The organism is Glutamicibacter sp. JL.03c (genome assembly GCF_025854375.1).
GTDB lineage: Bacteria > Actinomycetota > Actinomycetes > Actinomycetales > Micrococcaceae > Glutamicibacter.
The window spans coordinates 2,775,857-2,793,819 of record NZ_CP107575.1 but is presented as its reverse complement, the minus strand read 5'-3'; the positions used below and the strand labels follow the sequence as shown (position 1 = coordinate 2,793,819).

The window sequence follows — 17,963 nt, the reverse complement described above, 5'->3', positions numbered from 1 at the left end:
GGTTTCGCATGCGCGAACTGTGCACTGGTCAGCCACGACCAAGTCCAAACGTGCAAGGATTGAGCAAGTGAGGGTTTCACAAGGGCATTCTGCAAGCGCTGCTTCAAGCGGACGCTGTGGGCAATCCGCAGGCAAGGATGCCGGGAGAAGGCGAAGGGAGCAGGAGCGATGATTGAGCTCAGTACGGTTCAGCGCAGAATCATAGCTGCGCTCCAGGTGGATGGGCGCGCCACGTGGAGGAAGATTGCTACAGCCCTGGATTTGCCCGAACGCTCGGTATCCCGGCACGGTGCATGGCTGCTCGAGAACGGGCTGGTCACAGTGGCAGGCATCCGCCACCGTGAGCACTCGTTGCTCATCGCCTGCGCCTGCACTCCCGGTGCAGGCCGGATCGCGAGCGCATCGCTGTCCTCGCGGCCAGATACGAGTTTCGCCTATCAAGTCACTGGCAGGGAAGACCTCATAGCGGAAATGCACTACTCCGGAGATGTGACGGAGGTACTGACCCTGGAACTTCCTGCCACGCCCGGTGTTTCGTCGATCGTCGTATACCCGATATTGAAATACTTCAAAACCATTCGAGGATGGCGCCTGGGTTCGCTGAGGCCCGCAGAAGAAGCGGCGCTTCAAACGGGTCCAGATGTGACTAGCTGGCAGATCCAGCCGAGCCTGAACCCGAAGGACGAACAGATCATCTCCGCCTTGCAAGAAGACGGCAGAGCGAGTTTTGAATCAATTGCCCGGCGAGTAGCCATGAGCGAGACTTCGGTGGCAAGGCGTATCGACTGGCTGCTGTCAACGGGACAAATATCAATTCGTGCCCTCGTGGAGCCATCCGTGGTTGGCCTTGCCATTGAAGCAATGCTATGGGTTTCTACAACATCTGCAGATGTCGAGAGGCTGGGCCAGCATCTGGCCACGCGCCCAGAAGTGCGCTATGCGGCGGCCGTGGCGGGGGACTGCCAGCTGGTGGTTGACGTGACAGTTGCCAGCCATGCTGAGCTCTACGAATTCATATCCGGCATTGGCTGGGCAGACGCGAGGGTCCAGATCAAGACGTCTTTGGTCGTGGACGCGCGAAAACGTGGCGGACGCCTGATCGGCAAGTGATCTGGGAGCCGGAACCGAACCCCGGAGCGGGTTCGGAGTTAACCTGGATTCCAACTGCCGGTGAGTCATATTTCGCTGTTGTTCGCCGCATGTGTAAATGGCAGATGAACTTTTTGGGACGGCTATAGGCAATCTGCGTAATATGCCAATTTACGTCTTGCTACCGCCGGGTAGTGACATACTCTCGCTCTATTGAGTGCTCTGAAAACCACTCAGAGGGTTAACAACCAGTTAACCACGCAGGGTGAAAGGAATACCGGCAACCGTGAGCAAGAGGTTGACCTTCGGGAAGAACCAAGCCGTCGCTACACCAGAAAGCGCATGGCGGAAACGCAAAGACGCGTGGGAACACCTCGGCTATGTGCTGAGCGAGATATCCTCCGAACATCAGGACGCCCCTGGCCGCAAGGAACATGAATTGGAAGCAGGCCGGCTGCTGGGGCTTTTGGCTTCTATTGAACCCTATTGGGCCAACCCCGGACTGGACTATTTCAACGACGTCGCAGCTCTGATGTCCGACGGCCACTACGCGGATGCGCTGCAGCTGGTGTACCAAGCCAACCAGTCATTCAGGACCATCACCCAGTATGTCGATATGGACGGGCACGAAGGTGCCCAGACCGAACAGGAAGAGCTGGGAAGCACCACCCCGGGGGGCCCCAAGCCCTATGTGCCGATGGTGGAAATGCTCTTGCTGGATAACGGGCCAGCCGACGAGATTCAGCGATTCATCGAGGAATTGGCAGCGCAACGACAGCGTACGGACCCCTTCCATTACAACTTTGTCGTGGTGCCCAGCGTCGAGGATGCACTGGCCGCCGTGCTGATCAACCCCAGCATCCAGGGCATGGTGCTCACAGCCCGCTTTGAACTGGCCACCCGGCGCCGCCTCTCCTCGACTCTGCACAAATTCATCACCAATCGCACCTCCGGCTACTTCGAATCCACCCGGCAGATCCAGCGCCTGCTGGATCTGGAAGAGATCATGGATAAGCTGCATCCACAGATCCCGGTGTATCTGATGGCCGGTGTGGCGCTGGAATCCATTGCCCACGAAATCACCGGGCGGTTCCGCCGCATCTTCTCCCGCAACGACGGCATGGACCTGCACCTGTCGATCATTGCCGAAGTGACCGAGCGCTACCACACGCCGTTCTTCAACGCCTTGCAGAAGTACGCCAGGCGTCCCGGTGGCGTCTTCCATGCCATGCCGATTTCCCGCGCGGGGTCCGTGCAGAATTCGCCATGGGCCAGGGACTTGGTGGACTTCTACGGGAAGAACCTGTTGCTGGCCGAAACCTCGGCCACCTCAGGCGGCCTGGATTCCCTGCTCGATCCGCAGAGCTCCATCAAAAAAGCCCATGAGCTGGCCGCCCGGGCCTTTGGCAGCCACCGCACCTACTTCGTCACCAATGGAACCTCGACCGCCAATAAGATCGTGCACCAGTCGATCCTGGCACCCGGGGATATCGTGCTGGTGGACCGCAACTGCCACAAATCCCATCATTATTCGCTGGTTCTGGCCGGTGCCCACGTGAGCTATCTTGAGGCCTACCCGCTGAACGAGCACTCCATGTACGGGGCTGTGCCTTTGCGGGAGATCAAGGCCCGGCTGCTGCAGCTGCGCCGCGAAGGATTGCTGCACAAGGTCAAGATGGTGACGCTGACCAACTGCACCTTCGACGGCATCATCTATGACCCGCGGCGGGTCATGGAAGAATGCCTGGCGATCAAACCTGACCTGGTCTTCCTCTGGGATGAAGCCTGGTTCGCCTTTGCCAGCTTCCACCCGGTCTACCGGCAGCGCACCGCGATGAGCGTCGCCACCGTGCTCGAAGCGGAGATGGAAACGCAGGAGTATCAGCAGCGCTATGCGCAGCAGGTCCTGAGCCTGCCGGAGCCTGGCACCATTGATGCCCCGTGGAACGACGAAGCGTGGCTGGACGCCCGTTTGATTCCAGATCCCGGGCAGGTCCGATTGCGCGTGTACTCCACCCAGTCCACGCACAAGACACTGACCTCGCTGCGCCAGGGTTCCATGATCCACGTCTTCGACCAGGACTTCGCGATGCGCAATCTTAATGCCTTCCGCGAAGCGTACATGACCCACACCTCGACCTCCCCGAACTACCAGATCCTGGCGTCCCTGGACATCGGCCGCCGCCAAGCGGAACTGGAAGGCTATGCGCTGGTGCAACGCCAGGTGGACCTGGCGCAGTCCATTTGCCGGGCCATGGCCCGCAATTCGCTGCTGGGCAAGTACTTCAGGATCCTGGATTCCAAGGATCTGGTTCCTGTCGAATACCGTTGCTCCACCAGTGCGACGCCGGTGCGCGACGGCTTGGCCGCCTGGGATGAGGCCTGGCAAAAGGACGAATTCGTGGTGGATCCATCGCGGCTGACGCTGGATATCAGCAGGACCGGGGTGGACGGGGATACCTTCAAGCACCAGTACCTGATGGATGGGCATTCGATCCAGGTCAACAAGACCAGCCGCACCTCGGTGCTGCTGATGACCAACATCGGAACCACGCGTTCGGCGGTAGCGCACCTGATCGAGGTGCTGGTGAAGATTGCCGAAGAACTCGAGCGCAAGAAGCGACTCGACGGGCGGGTGCTGGCCATGGGCAAAACGGTGGACCAGAGCCAGGTGTGCCTGCCTGATTTCAGCTCCTTCGCTCCGGAATTCGATACCGGAGGAGGCAGCGGAGATCTGCGCAAAGCCTACTACCTGACGTATCAAGACCCTGCCACGCACTTCCTGTCATCGGCGCAGATCCGTGGCAGGATCCTTGCGGGGGAGCAGATCGTCTCGGCGGTCTTCGTGACTCCCTACCCGCCCGGATTCCCCGTGCTGGTGCCCGGACAGGTGGTCACCATGAACATTCTCGACTATATGGACCGATTGGATACCCGTGAGATCCATGGCTACCACCAGGATCTGGGATATCAGGTGTTCACACATGTTGCCTTGGCTGAACTGTAGCCTGAGGAACCATCTGCAGACGGCAAGAAACGGACAATGCACCCACACGGTGGGTGCATTGTCCGTTGGAAGAGCTGGCCGTTATTCGCGCGTTGCCAGATAGTTGGAGACCGCTTCAAAGGCCCTGATTGTCGGAAAGAGCTTTGAGGCATCCTGGGGCAAGGGCCAGCTGGAGAGCTTGACCGCAACCAGCTTGGTAGCCGGATCCATGTAGATCATCTGGCCGTGGATGCCCAGTGCCACGGCCGCATTCGTGGCCGGGTTGGGGAACCAGATCTGGTTGCGGTAGCGTCCGCCGGGCATCATGTTGTCGCTCGGCGATTGGGCGAAGGCCTGTTGCTGCAGCGGGTCTACGTCGAAGGTATCGGCCAGCCATTTTTCCGAAATGACCTGCTTGCCGGTCAGGGCCCGGCCTCCGTTGACATACATATGCCCGAAGCGGGCCAGATCGCGCAGCGTGGCATTAAAACCTCCATCGAACATGCCGGTGCCGAACTGGTCTACACCCATCACCAGGTCTTGCTGGGCACCGATTTTCGACCAGATGTAGTCAGAGAGCAGTTCCTGCATTGGCGCGCCGCCCACCGATTCGAGCACCCAGCCCAGCACGTCGGTTTCGCAGGAACGATACTCGAATGCGCCGCCGTGCTCCGACTTGGACTGCAAGGTCCGCAAGAATTCGTACATGCCGATCGGACCCACCTTTCCATGGGCCGGCGCCCAGCCGATGGCCTCTTCGAGCAGGCGGACTTCGGCGCCCGGATCAAGGTACTCTTCGGAGAACTTGATGCCCGAGCGCATATCCAGGATGTCGCGCACCCGGGCTCCGGCGTAGCCGCTGGTGGCAAGCGCCGGGACATAGGTGGTGACCTCTTGCTCGGGATCAAGCAGGCCTGCGTCGATAAGCGCACCGGCCAGGGTGCCGACCACGGTCTTGCTCACCGACATCAGCAGATGGTCCGTCAGCGAGGTCATGGTGTTGTAGTACTTTTCCCAGAGGATGCGGCCATTGTGCATGATGAGCACCGCGTCGGTATTGGTCGCATGCATCACCCCGCGCACGGTCAGCGCAGGGTCGGTGATGCTGGCCTTCGCTACTTCCAGCTTGCCCATTTTCTCTTCGGCCAAGTGCAGTTTCACTATAGGGCCATCACCGCGGGAAACCTTCACAGTGGGGTGGATGCGGGCGATGTTCTGGAAGGAGCGCTTGATGTTCTGCGGGTACTGCCAGTTGGCGATATTCAGCGCCTTGCTGGAGTCCCCGGAGGCTTGTGCCGACTGTGGCGCGGCGTCGGTGGCCTCAGTTGCCATGCTCTGCCGTTGGAACGTCAATGCCCTTGTACTGGGAGCGGATAGAGGAGATGAAGTGCTTGGCGTCGATGCTGAGCTTGGTCTTCTTCTTGCCTTCGTATTGCAGTTTGGCCTTGGTGACCAGGACCCCAAGGTCGGCCCCTTTCCAACGGTAGTCTTCTACGCCGTAGATGCGCAGGAAAAATGCTTCTTTGTGGGATTGCAGTTGGTGCCAGTCCAGGGCGGCGCGGGAGAACTGGAGCTTGCCTCGCGAGTCGAGGAAGTATTTTCCGGTGCGGGGAGCATGGGTGATGTACTGGAGAATGTCATCGGTTTCCTTGATGATCATGTGGCTCCAGACATCGGCACCGCTCATCTCCTCCCACCGTTCGTTGATTTCGTCAACATCCAGCTCGAATTCGACATCCAGGAATTCAAGAAGGTGGAAGAGGAAGAGCGGCACGTCGGCATAGGCCCCTGCGGTGACGTTGGTGATGGCGCTGGCTCCGGAGATCCGCGGATTCAGCTCCCCGAGGTAGACCTCGTCGGTGTCGGTATCCACCAGGACATCGACTTCGAAGAACCCGCGGTAGCCGGCGGATTCCAGGCCGTTGCCGACCTTGCGGACCAGATCGATGGTGCGTGAACGCTGCGAATCGGTGAGCACATCAGGGTGCATCTCGTTTCCGCACCAGCCGCCCTTGTATGGGGTCAGCTCCTTGTAGCCGGCGAGTTCGGTCAGGATCGGGCCGACTACGGTGCCGCAACCGGTGAGCACCGCTTCCACCGCGACCGGCTGGTTATTGATCCGCTTCATCACCTTGAGCTCTTCTCCGATGATGTTCTTGGAATAGTGCTTCCACTGCTGCGGTGAGTCGATGAAGAAGGTGGTCTTTCCCGAATCGCCGTACGGCGTCTGGACGACCAGATCGTCACCCAGCCCTGCTTCATCAGCCAGAGCCATGAGCTCTTCGTAGCTCGAGGCCTTGCCCAGGATGTTGGGGACTGACGGGGCACCGGCGGCGTCGCCGAGCTTGGTGGTGACAATCTTCGAGTCCAGTTCCTCCCGCAGGGCGGCGGAGGGCAGGATCAGGTCATAGCCCAGTTCCTCGCAGATGGCTTCGGTGTCCTCGTCGAAGAACACCATGGCTATTTTGGGCCGCGGCCCGCCTGGGGTGCACTGGGAGTCGATGTATTCGCGAACTTCCGGGTTTTCCAGCAGCCAGTTGTTGATCTCTTCGGCGCTCTGGAATTCGATGTAGGGTTTCTCGGCTGGAGTGAAGACGCGAGGGTGGTGGCCATCCCAGCCGTCGTAGTAGGTGATGTAGCTGAACTTGCGGACCCAGCGGTCAAGGCCGAGCAGGTTGACCGGGGTGGCACCGAGGAAGAAGATCGGGGTTTTGTTGGTGCGGAAGAAATGGCGGACTTCGCTCATGTTCTTCAGTTTGCGTTCAAAGGGCAGGACCTTGTTGGAGATCGCCTCTGGCATTTCCTGGTTGTAGGCGGCATCAACAGCCACGTTGGCGCTCAGATGATCTGTAGCGGTGCGTGCTTTGTGACGCAGCTTGTCCAGGTCGCTTGGCTTGGGCATGCGGGGACGAGAAGCCGGGGCGTGGGCTTCAAGGATATTGGCCATGATGTGTTGCTGTCCTTTGAAACTGTCCGATGGAGGTCGAGGGCACGACAGAATGCGTGACAGTTTCATGCTCAAGGCTGTTCGTGAGCAACAGAGACTTTTGCGATGAACGCGCGGTGAACATTGACCCCGCGCCGTGGTATTTGGCCTATGACCAGGCGAAAGTCCGGGGTGTGGGGTCAATGGGCAGGTAAGGTTACCGACTATTTCAACCGTCTAGCCAGCGATGGTTGCCGCGAAATCCGTTTCCCGGAATTCAAAACCGGCTTGGGCCAGGACTTCGCTGGTGACTTTTCGTCCGGTCAGGGCCACACGTGCATTGGAACCCATGGCAGCGGCGCCAATCCTGGGCAGGACGGACCCGGTTGGCAGGCCTGGCAGTCCGGCGATGGAGCGAAGGGCGGCCATGACTTCGGTGTTCCGCAATGGCCAGGGACTGGTTCCATGAACCAGGCCTGCCGGGATCTGTGGCTCTTCGAGTCCAAGCATGCAACGGATCAGGTGCAGCCAATCCTGCAAGCCGATCCAGCTGAACCACTGCTGGCCGTTGCCCATCGCTCCGCCCAGACCGGTGTTCACCAGCATGTTCAGGGGGCCGAGCAACGGAGCATCGGGGTGCATCACCAGCGAGGTGCGCAGGATGTAGCGTTGCTCGGCGTTCACCTCTGCTTCACCAAAGGCCTGCTCCCAAGCCGAAGCGACGCCGGTCATTTCGGGCAGCGCGCGGTGGTCGCTGGGGATGGGGCTGGACTCGGTCAGCTCGGCTTCGCCGGCATCGCCGAAGATCGCGGTGGTGCTCGATTGGATCCAGGTGGCCAGCTTCGGTGCCGAGGCTGCGGCCTGCGCCAGAGCCTGGGTGGAGGTCACTCGCGAGTCGGTGAGGGCCGCGATGTTTGCCGGGGTATTGCGTTTGTCCACGCGCTCGCCGGCCAAATTGATCAGGTGAACCGGGTGGTCGCTGCGCAGTGCGCCGGTCCATGGGCCTTGGTGCACGCCGTCCCAGATGAACTGTTCGGCAGGGAAATCGGCTTCCGCATTGCGGGTGAGCACCGCTACGGACATGCCTCGGCAGACCAGATCGGCGGCGAGGTTGCGGCCAAGGAATCCGCGGCCGCCGGATATCACGATCTGTGCATCGCGCTTGCGGTGGGCGGTGGGCGCAACGATCTTGTAGAGCCTTGCCGCTGCCACGGCGAAATCCTTGCACAAGGCGTTGGCTACGGTGAACTTGAACGCCGTGGTGCCGGGACCGGAGAGCCGGACGGTGAAGTGCACCAGGCAGCCATTCTCGTGTTCATCGACCTGCCAGCGCAGCGTCATCTCGCCAGCTGGCTGTGGCTGGGTGACCTCGATCATGCGCGTTTGATGATTGCGCCGGGTGATGGTTGCCGACGGTGCGGTGTTGCGGTGCAGCGCACCGAAAACCTTGCCGGGTGGCAGGAGATCCACCTTGGTGCCAACGCCCCGCTGGTCATCGTGGACGATAAAGCCGTCAAAGCTTTTCATCCAGAGGCCGGTTTGCGAGAGGTTGCCGACAATGGAATAGACAGCTTTGGGATCTGCGGCCAGGAACTGGGTTTCGGTGCGCTGCCAGTGGGTGAATTTATTCTGGGTGCTCATCGTGGTAGTTCCTTCCAGCTCGGGACATCGGGCATAGCTCAAGGCTACTGTGCCCAGGACGGTTAATCAGGTGCGACATCGAGGCCTGCGGGGTATGAAAAAAGCTTCCCGCTGCTGCGTACCAGTGCGGTGTGCAGCTGCGGGAAGCTTGATCGGTGGATTCCTAGGCGGTGACCTTCGAACCGACTTCCTTTTCCATCTCGCTGAATTCTGCGTCGATGGTCGGGTTCGGACGGTAGGTGGCTCGCGAGACGAGCCAAGCAACCACCAGGGCAACGATGAAACCTGGAACGATTTCGTACATGGCCGAGGAGAGCGGCTTGATGTTGCCCCAGATGAAGACCACGACGGCACCGGACACCATGCCGGCAAATCCGCCAACGGCAGTGAGCTTGCGCCAGTACAGGGCAAGCAGGACGATCGGGCCGAAGGCGGCGCCGAAGCCGGCCCAGGCGAAGGACACGAGCTCCAGGATCGAGGAGTTCGGGTTCAATGCCAGCACCGCGGCAATGATCGCGATCAGCAGCACGCCGGAACGGCCCAGGTTGACCAGTGCCTTCGGCGAGGCCTTGCGTCCAGCGATGTTGTACAGGTCTTCTACCAGGGCCGAGGAGCAAACGATCAGTTGCGAGGACATGGTGGACATGATCGCTGCCAGCACTGCGGCCAGCACCAATCCGGCAATCAGCGGGTGGAAGAAGGTCTGGCTCAGCAGCAGGAAGACGGTTTCGCTCGTCGACTTATCCAGTGGATTGTCGGCGAAATGGGCGACGCCGATGAACGCGGTGAGAATAGCGCCCAGGGACGTCAGGAACATCCAGCCAATGCCGATGCGGCGGGCGGTCTTGGCTTCAGCCGGGGTACGCAACGCCATGAAGCGCACGATGATATGCGGCTGGCCGAAGTAGCCAAGGCCCCAGGCGGCGGTGGAGAAGATAGCCACGGCGGCGAGGATTGCGCTGTTGTCATTGAAGGACGAGAACAGGTTGAACGCATCGGCGTTGATTTCGGTGATCTGGGACCCGATATTTCCCACGTTGCCCATGTTGATCACGGCGACGATCGGCACGGCGATCAGCGCGAGGAACATCAAGACGCCCTGGACCATGTCGGTCAGCGAAGCTCCGAGGAAGCCGCCGAACAGGGTGTAGAGCAGGGTAATGACGGCAACGAAGAACATGCCGGTGAGATAGGGCCAGCCGAAGGAGGCCTCGAAGAACTTGCCGGCGGCTACCATGCCCGAAGAGACATAGAAGGTGAAGAACACCAGGATGATTACCGCAGAGCCGATGCGCAGCAGGTGCGCGTTGTCCTTCAGCCGCTTCTCGAAGAAGCTCGGGATGGTGATGGCGTTCTCCGAGATGGCAGTGTAGGAACGTAGTCGCGGAGCGACATACTTCCAGTTCAGCCACGCGCCGATGAGCAGGCCGATGGCGATCCAAGCCTCGTGCAGGCCGCCGAGGTAGATGGCGCCAGGCAGGCCCATGAGCAGCCAGCCGGACATGTCGGAGGCGCCGGCCGACAGTGCGGCCACCCACGGTTTCAGGCCGCGGTCGGCCAGCATGTAGTCGTCAATATTGTTGGTGCGGCGATACGCGACATAGCCGATGCCAAGCATGGCGGCCATGTAAATTGCGATCGCGATCATCTGGAAAGTCTGGTCGGACATTGTTCCTCATTACCGTTGCTGTCCCGAATCGTTGACGTGATCCGGAACTCGGATTCAAGTGGTGCGAGTCACCACTATGACACGAATTCTGCGCTTTGTCGCAAGTGCCATAACTGTCTGGAGTGTGCGTTTTCCTAATCGACCGTATCGAAGTCTTTGGGTGTAGCCAAAATTACCGAGTCATCTGCATCACTCATTCCCGGCTGTGCATGCAGCATGTTGCGCACCGCCTGAATCCCGGGTGACTTGGTCGAAGAGTGGCGCATCGCGGTGAAGATGGTGCGGGCCGGGGCACCGGGCAAATCCACGGTGCGCAGCGTGTCGAAGTTCGAGCGCAGCACCAGATCAGGGAGCATGGCCACGGCATTTCCGGTCTGTACCAATTCCACGTGGGCTTGCAGATCGGCGGTTTCGTAGCGCAGATCAGGTTCGAAGCCTGCCAGGCGGCACGCTTGCAGGGCCCAGTGGCGGCTGGCTGCCCCGTCGGGCTCCACCACCCAGGGCAAGGTGGCGGCGTGTTCCAGCAGGGTGACCCGGTCGAAGTCCTCGTTGCCTTTCGCTCCGCGTGCCGGCAGGGCGAGGCGGATGGGGTCGTGCGTCAGCACGCGCCGGTCGAGGCTGGCGTAGTGCGGAGCCGAGTGCCCGGAATACTGCTCGGCCACCACCAGATCGAAGCTGCGGCTGCTGGTTTCCTGCAGGGCGTCGGCCGGTTCCTGCTGGCTCATTTCCACGCGCAGTTCCGGGTATTTTTCACGCAGTTCGCGCAGCACCGGCGGCATCAGGGCGAGCATGGCGGTTTGGAAAACGGCCAGCCGCACGGTGCCCGCGACCTTGGACATGGTGCCGGCGAGATCCGCTTCGGCGTGCTCCATGGCCTCGAGCAGGGTTTCGGTGTGGGCGACCAGCAGCTGGGCCTGGGCGGTGAGCTTCAGTGTGCGTCCCGTGCGGCGCAGCAGGGGGACGCCGACTTCGGCTTCCAGCTGGCTGAGCTGCTGGGAAACCGAGGAGGGGGAGTAGCTCAGGGAATCGGCCACTTCGGCGATGGTTCCGCGGATGCTGAGCTCCCGGAGAAGTCGAAGTCGTCGCAGTTCAAGCACCGGTTTTCCGCCGTTTCTTTGGGAGGTTTGTGACCTGCCTCAATACTTTAGCAAACCCGAACAAATATCTTCGGTTTTGTTCGCTTTTGCTTAACGCAACTTAGGTTCATACTCGAATTTGCACACAGCTTTTTTGCACGGAAATCAGCGTCCGAAAAAGCCATAACGACATCAACGTTCGGTGCCGAACCTAGACTGAATAACTTTGCATCGAAGGGACCACTAAGTGTCTTCACTCTCCACCCCGCACACCGTGCCAGCAGCAGTAGATGCTGCGGGCAACCCGCTTACTTCTCCAGCAGACCTTGCCGAAGATGTCATCGCGTTGGTGCGCCGCTGGCTCACCGAGGCATCCGACTATCCTGTTGATGCCGCGGCCGCCCGACTGGCCGGTGTGCTCAAGGATCCCAACGGCTTGGACTTCACCGTGGGATTCGTCGACGGAGTCATCCGCCCCGAAGACCTGAGCGTGGCGGCCGCCAACCTCAAGAAGCTGGCCCCCAAGGTTCCAAGCTTCCTGCCGTGGTACATGCGCAAGGCTGTGGGCCTTGGCGGTGTCATGGCACCCGTAGTTCCGCAGGTGGTTGTTCCCATCGCACGCAAGGTCCTGCGCGAGATGGTGGGCCACTTGATCATCGATGCCTCCGACGCAAAGCTCGGCGGAGCCATCAAGAAGATCAAGCGCGAAGGCGTCAACCTGAACGTCAACCTCCTGGGCGAAGCCATCCTCGGCCAGGGCGAAGCCGCCCGCCGGCTCGAAGGCACCACCGCACTGCTGGCCCGCGACGACGTGGACTACGTATCCATCAAGGTTTCCTCGACCGTGGCCCCGCACAACCACTGGGCCTTCGACGAAGCGGTGGAGCACATCGTCGAGAAGCTCAGCCCGCTCTACGAGCTGGCTGCACGCAGCCCCAAGAAGAAGTTCATCAACCTGGACATGGAAGAGTACAAGGACCTGGAGCTGACCATCGCGGTCTTCACCCAGATCCTCTCCAAGCCAGAATTCAAGGATCTGCCCGCCGGCATCGTGCTGCAGGCCTACCTGCCTGACGCCCTGTCCGCCATGATCGAATTGCAGCAGTTCTCCGCGGCCCGCGTAGCGAAGGGAGGCGCGCCAATCAAGGTGCGCGTCGTCAAGGGCGCCAACCTGCCAATGGAAACCATGGAAGCCGATATCCACGGCTGGCCACTGGCTACCTGGCACAGCAAGCAGGATTCGGACACCAGCTACAAGTCCGTCCTGGAATACGCGCTGCGCCCGGACCATGTGAAGAACGTGCGCATCGGCGTCGCCGGGCACAACCTCTTCGACGTGGCGCTGGCCTGGCTGCTGGCCAAGGCGCGCAACGTCACCGACGGCATCGAATTCGAAATGCTTCTGGGCATGGCCACCGGCCAGGCCGAGGCGGTGCGCCGCGAAGTCGGCTCCCTGCTGCTCTACACCCCGGTAGTGCACCCGCAGGAATTCGACGTGGCCATCGCCTACCTGATCCGCCGCCTCGAAGAAGGCGCCAGCCAGGAAAACTTCATGTCCGCGGTCTTCGAGCTCTCCAAGAACGAGCAGCTCTTCGAACGCGAGAAGAACCGCTTCCTCGCCTCCCTGGCAGCACTGGGCAACGAGGTTCCGGCACCGCACCGTGTGCAGAACCGCCAGGTCCAGGACCCGGCACTGGCACAGGCCATCGAAGGCTTCGCTGAAGGCTCCACCGAATTCTTCAACACCCCGGACACCGACCCGGACCTGGCGCAGAACCGCACCTGGGGCCGTGAGATCCTGGGCAAGATGGAAGCCTCGCCTCTGGGCAAGGACCTGGTGAAAGCCAATACCATCAACGCAGCGGGCGAACTGGATGAAGCCATCGCCATGGGCGTGGATGCTTCGAGCGGCTGGCAGGCACTGGGCTCGGCCAAGCGCGCCGAGATCCTGCACCGCGCAGGCCTGCTCTTCGAAGAGCGCCGTGCCATGCTGCTCGAAGTCCTTGGCTCGGAATGCGGCAAGACCATCGACCAGGGCGACGTGGAGATCTCCGAAGCCATCGACTTCGCCCACTACTACTCACTGCTGGGCCGCGAACTGGACGAGGTGGATGGCGCAAAGTACGTACCGTCGAAGCTGACCGTGGTGACCCCGCCATGGAACTTCCCGATGGCCATCCCCGCCGGTTCCACCCTTTCGGCCCTGGCCGCGGGTTCAGCTGTGATCATCAAGCCGGCAACCCAGGCTGCCCGCGTGGGTTCGATGATGGTGCAGTGCCTCTGGGATGCTGGTGTTCCCAAGGACGTGCTGCAGCTGGTCTTCGTCGGCGATCGCTCGCTGGGCCAGCAGCTGGTTTCCGATGAGCGGGTTGACCGCTTGATCCTCACCGGCGGCTACGAAACCGCGCAGCTCTTCCGCTCCTTCCGCAAGGACCTGCCGCTGCTGGCAGAGACTTCGGGCAAGAACGCCATCATCGTCACCCCGCACGCCGACTTGGATCTGGCCGCGCGCGACGTCGTGCAATCGGCCTTCGGGCATGCCGGGCAGAAGTGCTCGGCGGCTTCGCTGGTGGTCCTGGTCGGCTCCGTGGCCGATTCGCGCCGCTTCAACAACCAGCTGATCGACGCGGTGAAGTCGTTGAAGGTCGGCTATCCCTGGAACCCTGAATCGCAGATGGGCCCAATGATCGGCGAGCCGGGCGAGAAGCTCAAGCGAGGTTTGACCACCCTGGGCGACGGCGAGCGCTGGGCCATCGAGCCGAAGCAGCTTGATGATTCGGGCAAGCTCTACTCGCCAGGCGTGCGCTATGGCGTGCAGCGCGGCAGCGAGTACCACTTGACCGAATACTTCGGCCCGATCCTGGGCGTCATGACCGCGCAGAACCTGGAAGAAGCGGTACAGATCGTCAACGAGGTGGATTACGGGCTGACCTCGGGCCTGCATTCGCTGGATCGTGGCGAGATGGCCTACTGGCTGGATAACATCCAGGCCGGCAACATCTACGTGAACCGTGGCATTACCGGTGCGATCGTGCAGCGACAGCCATTTGGCGGTTGGAAGAAGTCGGCCATTGGCGCTGGCACCAAGGCCGGTGGCCCGAACTACCTGATCGGCATGGGCAGCTGGGTTGATGCCCCGGTCAAGGACACCGCGTCGCTCTCGCGCTTTGACGAGCAGCTTCTCGCAGCCGCCGAGCTGGATCAGTCGCAGGCGCAGTGGCTGACTTCGGCCCTGGGCAGTGACAAGTACTGGTGGAACACCGAGTTCAACCAGGCCAAGGATCGCTCGGGATTGATCGCCGAACGCAACGTCTTCCGCTACTGCTCGGTGGATGTCGCCGTCCGCTTCGAGCAGGCTACCAGCGGCCAGGGCCTGGCCGAGGCCTTGCGCGTGGTGGCCGCCGGTGTGACCGCCGGTTCGCGGGTGCACCTGTCCTTGGACGCTGATCTTCCACGCGAACTGCGCAACCTGCTGGCCGAGCACTCGGTCACCGTGGTGCGTGAGAACGCGGAGCAGTTCGCGGCCCATGCTGCCAAGCTGGCTGCAAAGACCGGTCCGGATTCGGCTGCCCGCATCCGTTTGATCGGCGGATCCGTGAAGGACATTGCCGAAGCCACCGACGGCAAGCCGGATGTCGCCATCTATGCTTCGCCGGTGACCGCGTCGGGTCGCGTTGAGATGCTCCCATTCCTGCACGAGCAGGCAGTGTCGATCACCGCTCACCGATTTGGCACCCCGAACCACCTGAGCGACGGCCTGGTCTAGTCGCCGGGTTAGACAGGTGCAGCCAGCATTCCTTCTCCAAGGAATGCTGGCTGCATTTTTGCCCGCTACTTCTTGGCGGTCTGGTATTTGCGTACGAGGAAATCGGCCGCGGCAGACAGCAGGGCAGGAACGAGATAGCGTCCCATAGTTGCTATGACGAAAGCCGGGAGCGATCCCTGCTCGGAGGTGATGGACGCCTGGGCGACGAATCCCATGCCGATGGCCGAGACGATGCCGGTGATCCAGCCGGCCAGTGAACGCGAGCGCAAAACGAACCAGCCCACCAAGGCGAGCAGCGGCAGCAGCAGGCCCCATACCGTGAAGTATCCGGCATACTGCCCGGTGAGGTCCAGGGCCGACACCATGAACCAGTCGCCGTATTCGACGGAGTCGATCACCGGCAGTTTCAGCACTACGTCCAGGATCTGCGAGAGCAGGACCAGGGCCATGGCAAAGATCTTGGTGTCGGTGCGTCCTGGCAGGAACCAGAAGCTGGCAATGGCCAGGACGCGGATGGCCCACAATGCCATGATGATCAGCAGGCTTCCACCGGTGATGTAGTGGGCGGTGGCCAACACGGTCGAGCCAGCGATGCAGACGATTAATAGGAGCCATACGCCGATTAGTCGGGCAGGCAATTGCAACAGTGGTTTTTCTTCGCTCACTGGGTCAAGTCTAGTAAGGGCGGCTGTGCAAGCGCTGTTTCGACGATCGCGACGAGTCTAGACTTCCAGCTTCATCGCTTTGCGCAGGGTCAGGGAACCACCGGTGTGCATCACCGCCCGGCGATAGATTTTCTCTGCAAAGAGCAATACTGCCCAGCAGGCGGCCAACAGGATGGCTAATGAAAGGATTGGCTCCCACAGGGCAACCTCGCCGGATAACAACCTGATGGGCATGGCAACGGATGAAGCGATAGGAACATAGGAGGCCGCAACCAAGAAGCCGTCCTTGGCGTACAGGCCGATGAAAAGGACCGCAATGAGCACAGTGACCACCGGGCCACTGGATTGCTGCAGGTCCTCGGTTCTCGTTGCCAGCGATCCAAGGGCGGCCCAGATGCCGGCCAAGACCAGGAACCCGCCAAAGAAAAAGACCGCAAACCATCCAGCAACCCGCGAAACAACACCGAGGAACGGGATCTCCAAGGGCGACAGATACGCTGCCAACAGACCAACGCTGAGGAAGACCAAGAGCTGGATCATCGCCAGAATGACATTTCCAACGATTTTTCCGGTCAGCAATTGGCGTAGCCGGATGGTGCTGGCGAGGATCTCCACCACACGGTTCTGTTTCTCTTCAATCACGGAATTAGCGATAGGCATGCCGAAGAGCAACGCGGCCATGTAGAAAAGGAAGGAAAAAAGGAATCCCATGGCCCTGACCATTGAATTCCGGTCGGCATCACCTTGAAGCTGGGAAACTTTCAACGCATCTGCAGAAGGCAGGCTCGCGGTATCCAGCCCCGCGGATGAAAGTACCTGATCAGTAAGTATCGTGTCGACACTATCGGCAACCAGTTGGCGAAGCTGATCATCAACTTCGTCAAAGCCGGTCAGCGAATAGGCTTGTCCCTCATTGCTGCTGGAGAGCATCGCGTCGAGATCACCGTCGCCAAGTTGTTGCCGTGCTTCTTGCTGGGTTGATTGGGCAATACGCAGCGAAACATCTTCGGGTTTGTCCTTCTGGAGTTGGGTAAGCACTTGATAGCTGGACTCATCGGTAGCTGTTACCGAGAATTCTGCACTACGGCTGCCGAGAATGCTGGAGACGACAATCGATCCGATGATGACCACCAATGTGCCAATGGTGGTGATGATGAAAGCTTTGTCGCGTAGTTTTGTTTCGACTTCTCGCAGGGCGACGATCAGCCATGCCGGGGTAGCGGTATTCATCGGATGATCTCCCTGTAGACGTCAGCCAATGAAGGACGATAGATGGAGAACTCGGTTACGGTACCGCGTTCCATGGCTCGTGCGAGTATTCGTTGTGCTGTGGTTTCGGAATCAAAATTGACCAAGGCATCGGGGCCGGAAATGTCGAGCACGCTGACACCCGGTTCGCCGCGTAGCCAGCCTGCATCGGAACCCAAAGAAATGCGGTGGCGCGAGGCCTGCGACGAGCGTAGGTCATCGGCTGAGGAGTCAGCCAAAATCTTCCCGTTCTGAATGATCACCAAGTGGTCCACTAATACGTCTAGCAGATCCAGCTGATGTGATGAGAAGAGAACGGGAACGCCACGCGAAGCGTAGTCGCTCAGGATTGAGCTCATGGCATCCACGGCAATGGGATCGAGCCCGCTGAAGGGCTCATCCAGAATCAGCACATCAGGTTCATGCAAGAGCGATGCCGCCACCTGAACCCTTTGTTGATTGCCCAATGACAGCGACTCCAGCTTGGCCTTGGCCCGGTGCTCCAGGCCGAACCGCGACAAGAGCTCCATCGCGCGCGAGCGGGCAGGGGTTCTTCCTAATCCGTGCAGCTGGCCCAGATAAACGAGTTGATCAATGACAGGCTGTTTGGGGTAGAGTCCTCGCTCTTCGGGCATGTAACCGAAATTCGGTCGTGTATCCGTGGACAGTTCAACGCCGTTGAGGGTGACTGTGCCTGTGTTGGCCGCAAGCAAACCCATGATGATGCGCATGGTGGTGGTTTTGCCGGCTCCGTTGGCGCCAACGAATCCGGTTAGGGCACCGCCGGGTACGGTGAAGCTGACATCTTCTAGTACCTGGAGGTCCGAGAACGATCGTGACACGTTGTGCAACTCAAGCATGATTTCCTCTGCCGAATAATCCTTGTACTCATCAGCT

General features: G+C 60.4%; 11 protein-coding genes. 3 read left to right on the top strand and 8 right to left on the bottom strand.

The features are described 5' to 3' along the window. Nucleotides 1-168: 168 nt before the first annotated feature. Nucleotides 169-1,110, top strand: coding sequence for an Lrp/AsnC family transcriptional regulator (locus OF385_RS12900; RefSeq protein ID WP_264275715.1), 942 nt, complete (start codon nt 169-171; stop codon nt 1,108-1,110). Between the two features lie 265 nt (nt 1,111-1,375). Then, entirely contained in the window at nt 1,376-4,096 is a 2,721-nt protein-coding gene (locus tag OF385_RS12895) for an aminotransferase class I/II-fold pyridoxal phosphate-dependent enzyme (protein ID WP_264275714.1), read from the top strand. Between the two features lie 81 nt (nt 4,097-4,177). On the opposite strand, the gene OF385_RS12890 is transcribed toward OF385_RS12895, so the two are convergent. The 5 genes from OF385_RS12890 to OF385_RS12870 form a co-directional block, all read right to left on the bottom strand. Next, on the bottom strand, nt 4,178-5,407 hold the full coding sequence (locus OF385_RS12890; RefSeq protein WP_264275713.1) for a serine hydrolase domain-containing protein: 1,230 nt from the start codon (nt 5,405-5,407) through the stop codon (nt 4,178-4,180). Next, entirely contained in the window at nt 5,397-7,022 is a 1,626-nt protein-coding gene (locus tag OF385_RS12885; RefSeq protein ID WP_264275712.1) for a biotin carboxylase, read from the bottom strand. Before OF385_RS12885 ends, OF385_RS12890 begins: the two co-directional genes overlap by 11 nt. Before the next feature lie 216 nt (nt 7,023-7,238). Further along, nucleotides 7,239-8,642, bottom strand: coding sequence for an NAD-dependent epimerase/dehydratase family protein (locus tag OF385_RS12880; protein WP_264275711.1), 1,404 nt, complete (start codon nt 8,640-8,642; stop codon nt 7,239-7,241). 163 nt (nt 8,643-8,805) lie between these two features. Beyond that, the gene (gene putP, locus OF385_RS12875; protein ID WP_264275710.1) at nt 8,806-10,311 is read right to left on the bottom strand and encodes a sodium/proline symporter PutP; all 1,506 of its coding nucleotides are present in this window, start codon (nt 10,309-10,311) and stop codon (nt 8,806-8,808) included. A gap of 134 nt (nt 10,312-10,445) precedes the next feature. Continuing rightward, complete coding sequence (locus OF385_RS12870; RefSeq protein WP_264275709.1) at nt 10,446-11,408, bottom strand: LysR substrate-binding domain-containing protein; 963 nt, start codon at nt 11,406-11,408, stop codon at nt 10,446-10,448. A 226-nt stretch (nt 11,409-11,634) separates the two neighbouring features. On the opposite strand from OF385_RS12870, the gene OF385_RS12865 reads away from it, so the two are divergent. Next, entirely contained in the window at nt 11,635-15,153 is a 3,519-nt protein-coding gene (locus OF385_RS12865; protein ID WP_413468002.1) for a proline dehydrogenase family protein, read from the top strand. A 65-nt stretch (nt 15,154-15,218) separates the two neighbouring features. Here OF385_RS12865 and OF385_RS12860 read toward each other — a convergent pair whose 3' ends face one another. Genes OF385_RS12860 through OF385_RS12850 form a run of 3 tightly spaced genes read right to left on the bottom strand, consistent with a single transcriptional unit; the run spans nt 15,219 to nt 17,926 of the window. Then, nucleotides 15,219-15,818: a hypothetical protein gene (locus OF385_RS12860; RefSeq protein WP_264275708.1), complete on the bottom strand. Its 600-nt coding sequence runs from the start codon at nt 15,816-15,818 to the stop codon at nt 15,219-15,221. Nucleotides 15,819-15,875: 57 nt separating this feature from the next. Next, nucleotides 15,876-17,048, bottom strand: a complete 1,173-nt coding sequence (locus tag OF385_RS12855) for an ABC transporter permease (protein WP_264275707.1) — start codon at nt 17,046-17,048, stop codon at nt 15,876-15,878. Further along, nucleotides 17,045-17,926 (bottom strand): ABC transporter ATP-binding protein, encoded by an 882-nt coding sequence (locus OF385_RS12850; RefSeq protein ID WP_264275706.1) that lies wholly within the window; start codon nt 17,924-17,926, stop codon nt 17,045-17,047. Before OF385_RS12850 ends, OF385_RS12855 begins: the two co-directional genes overlap by 4 nt. Between the last annotated feature and the right edge of the window lie 37 nt (nt 17,927-17,963).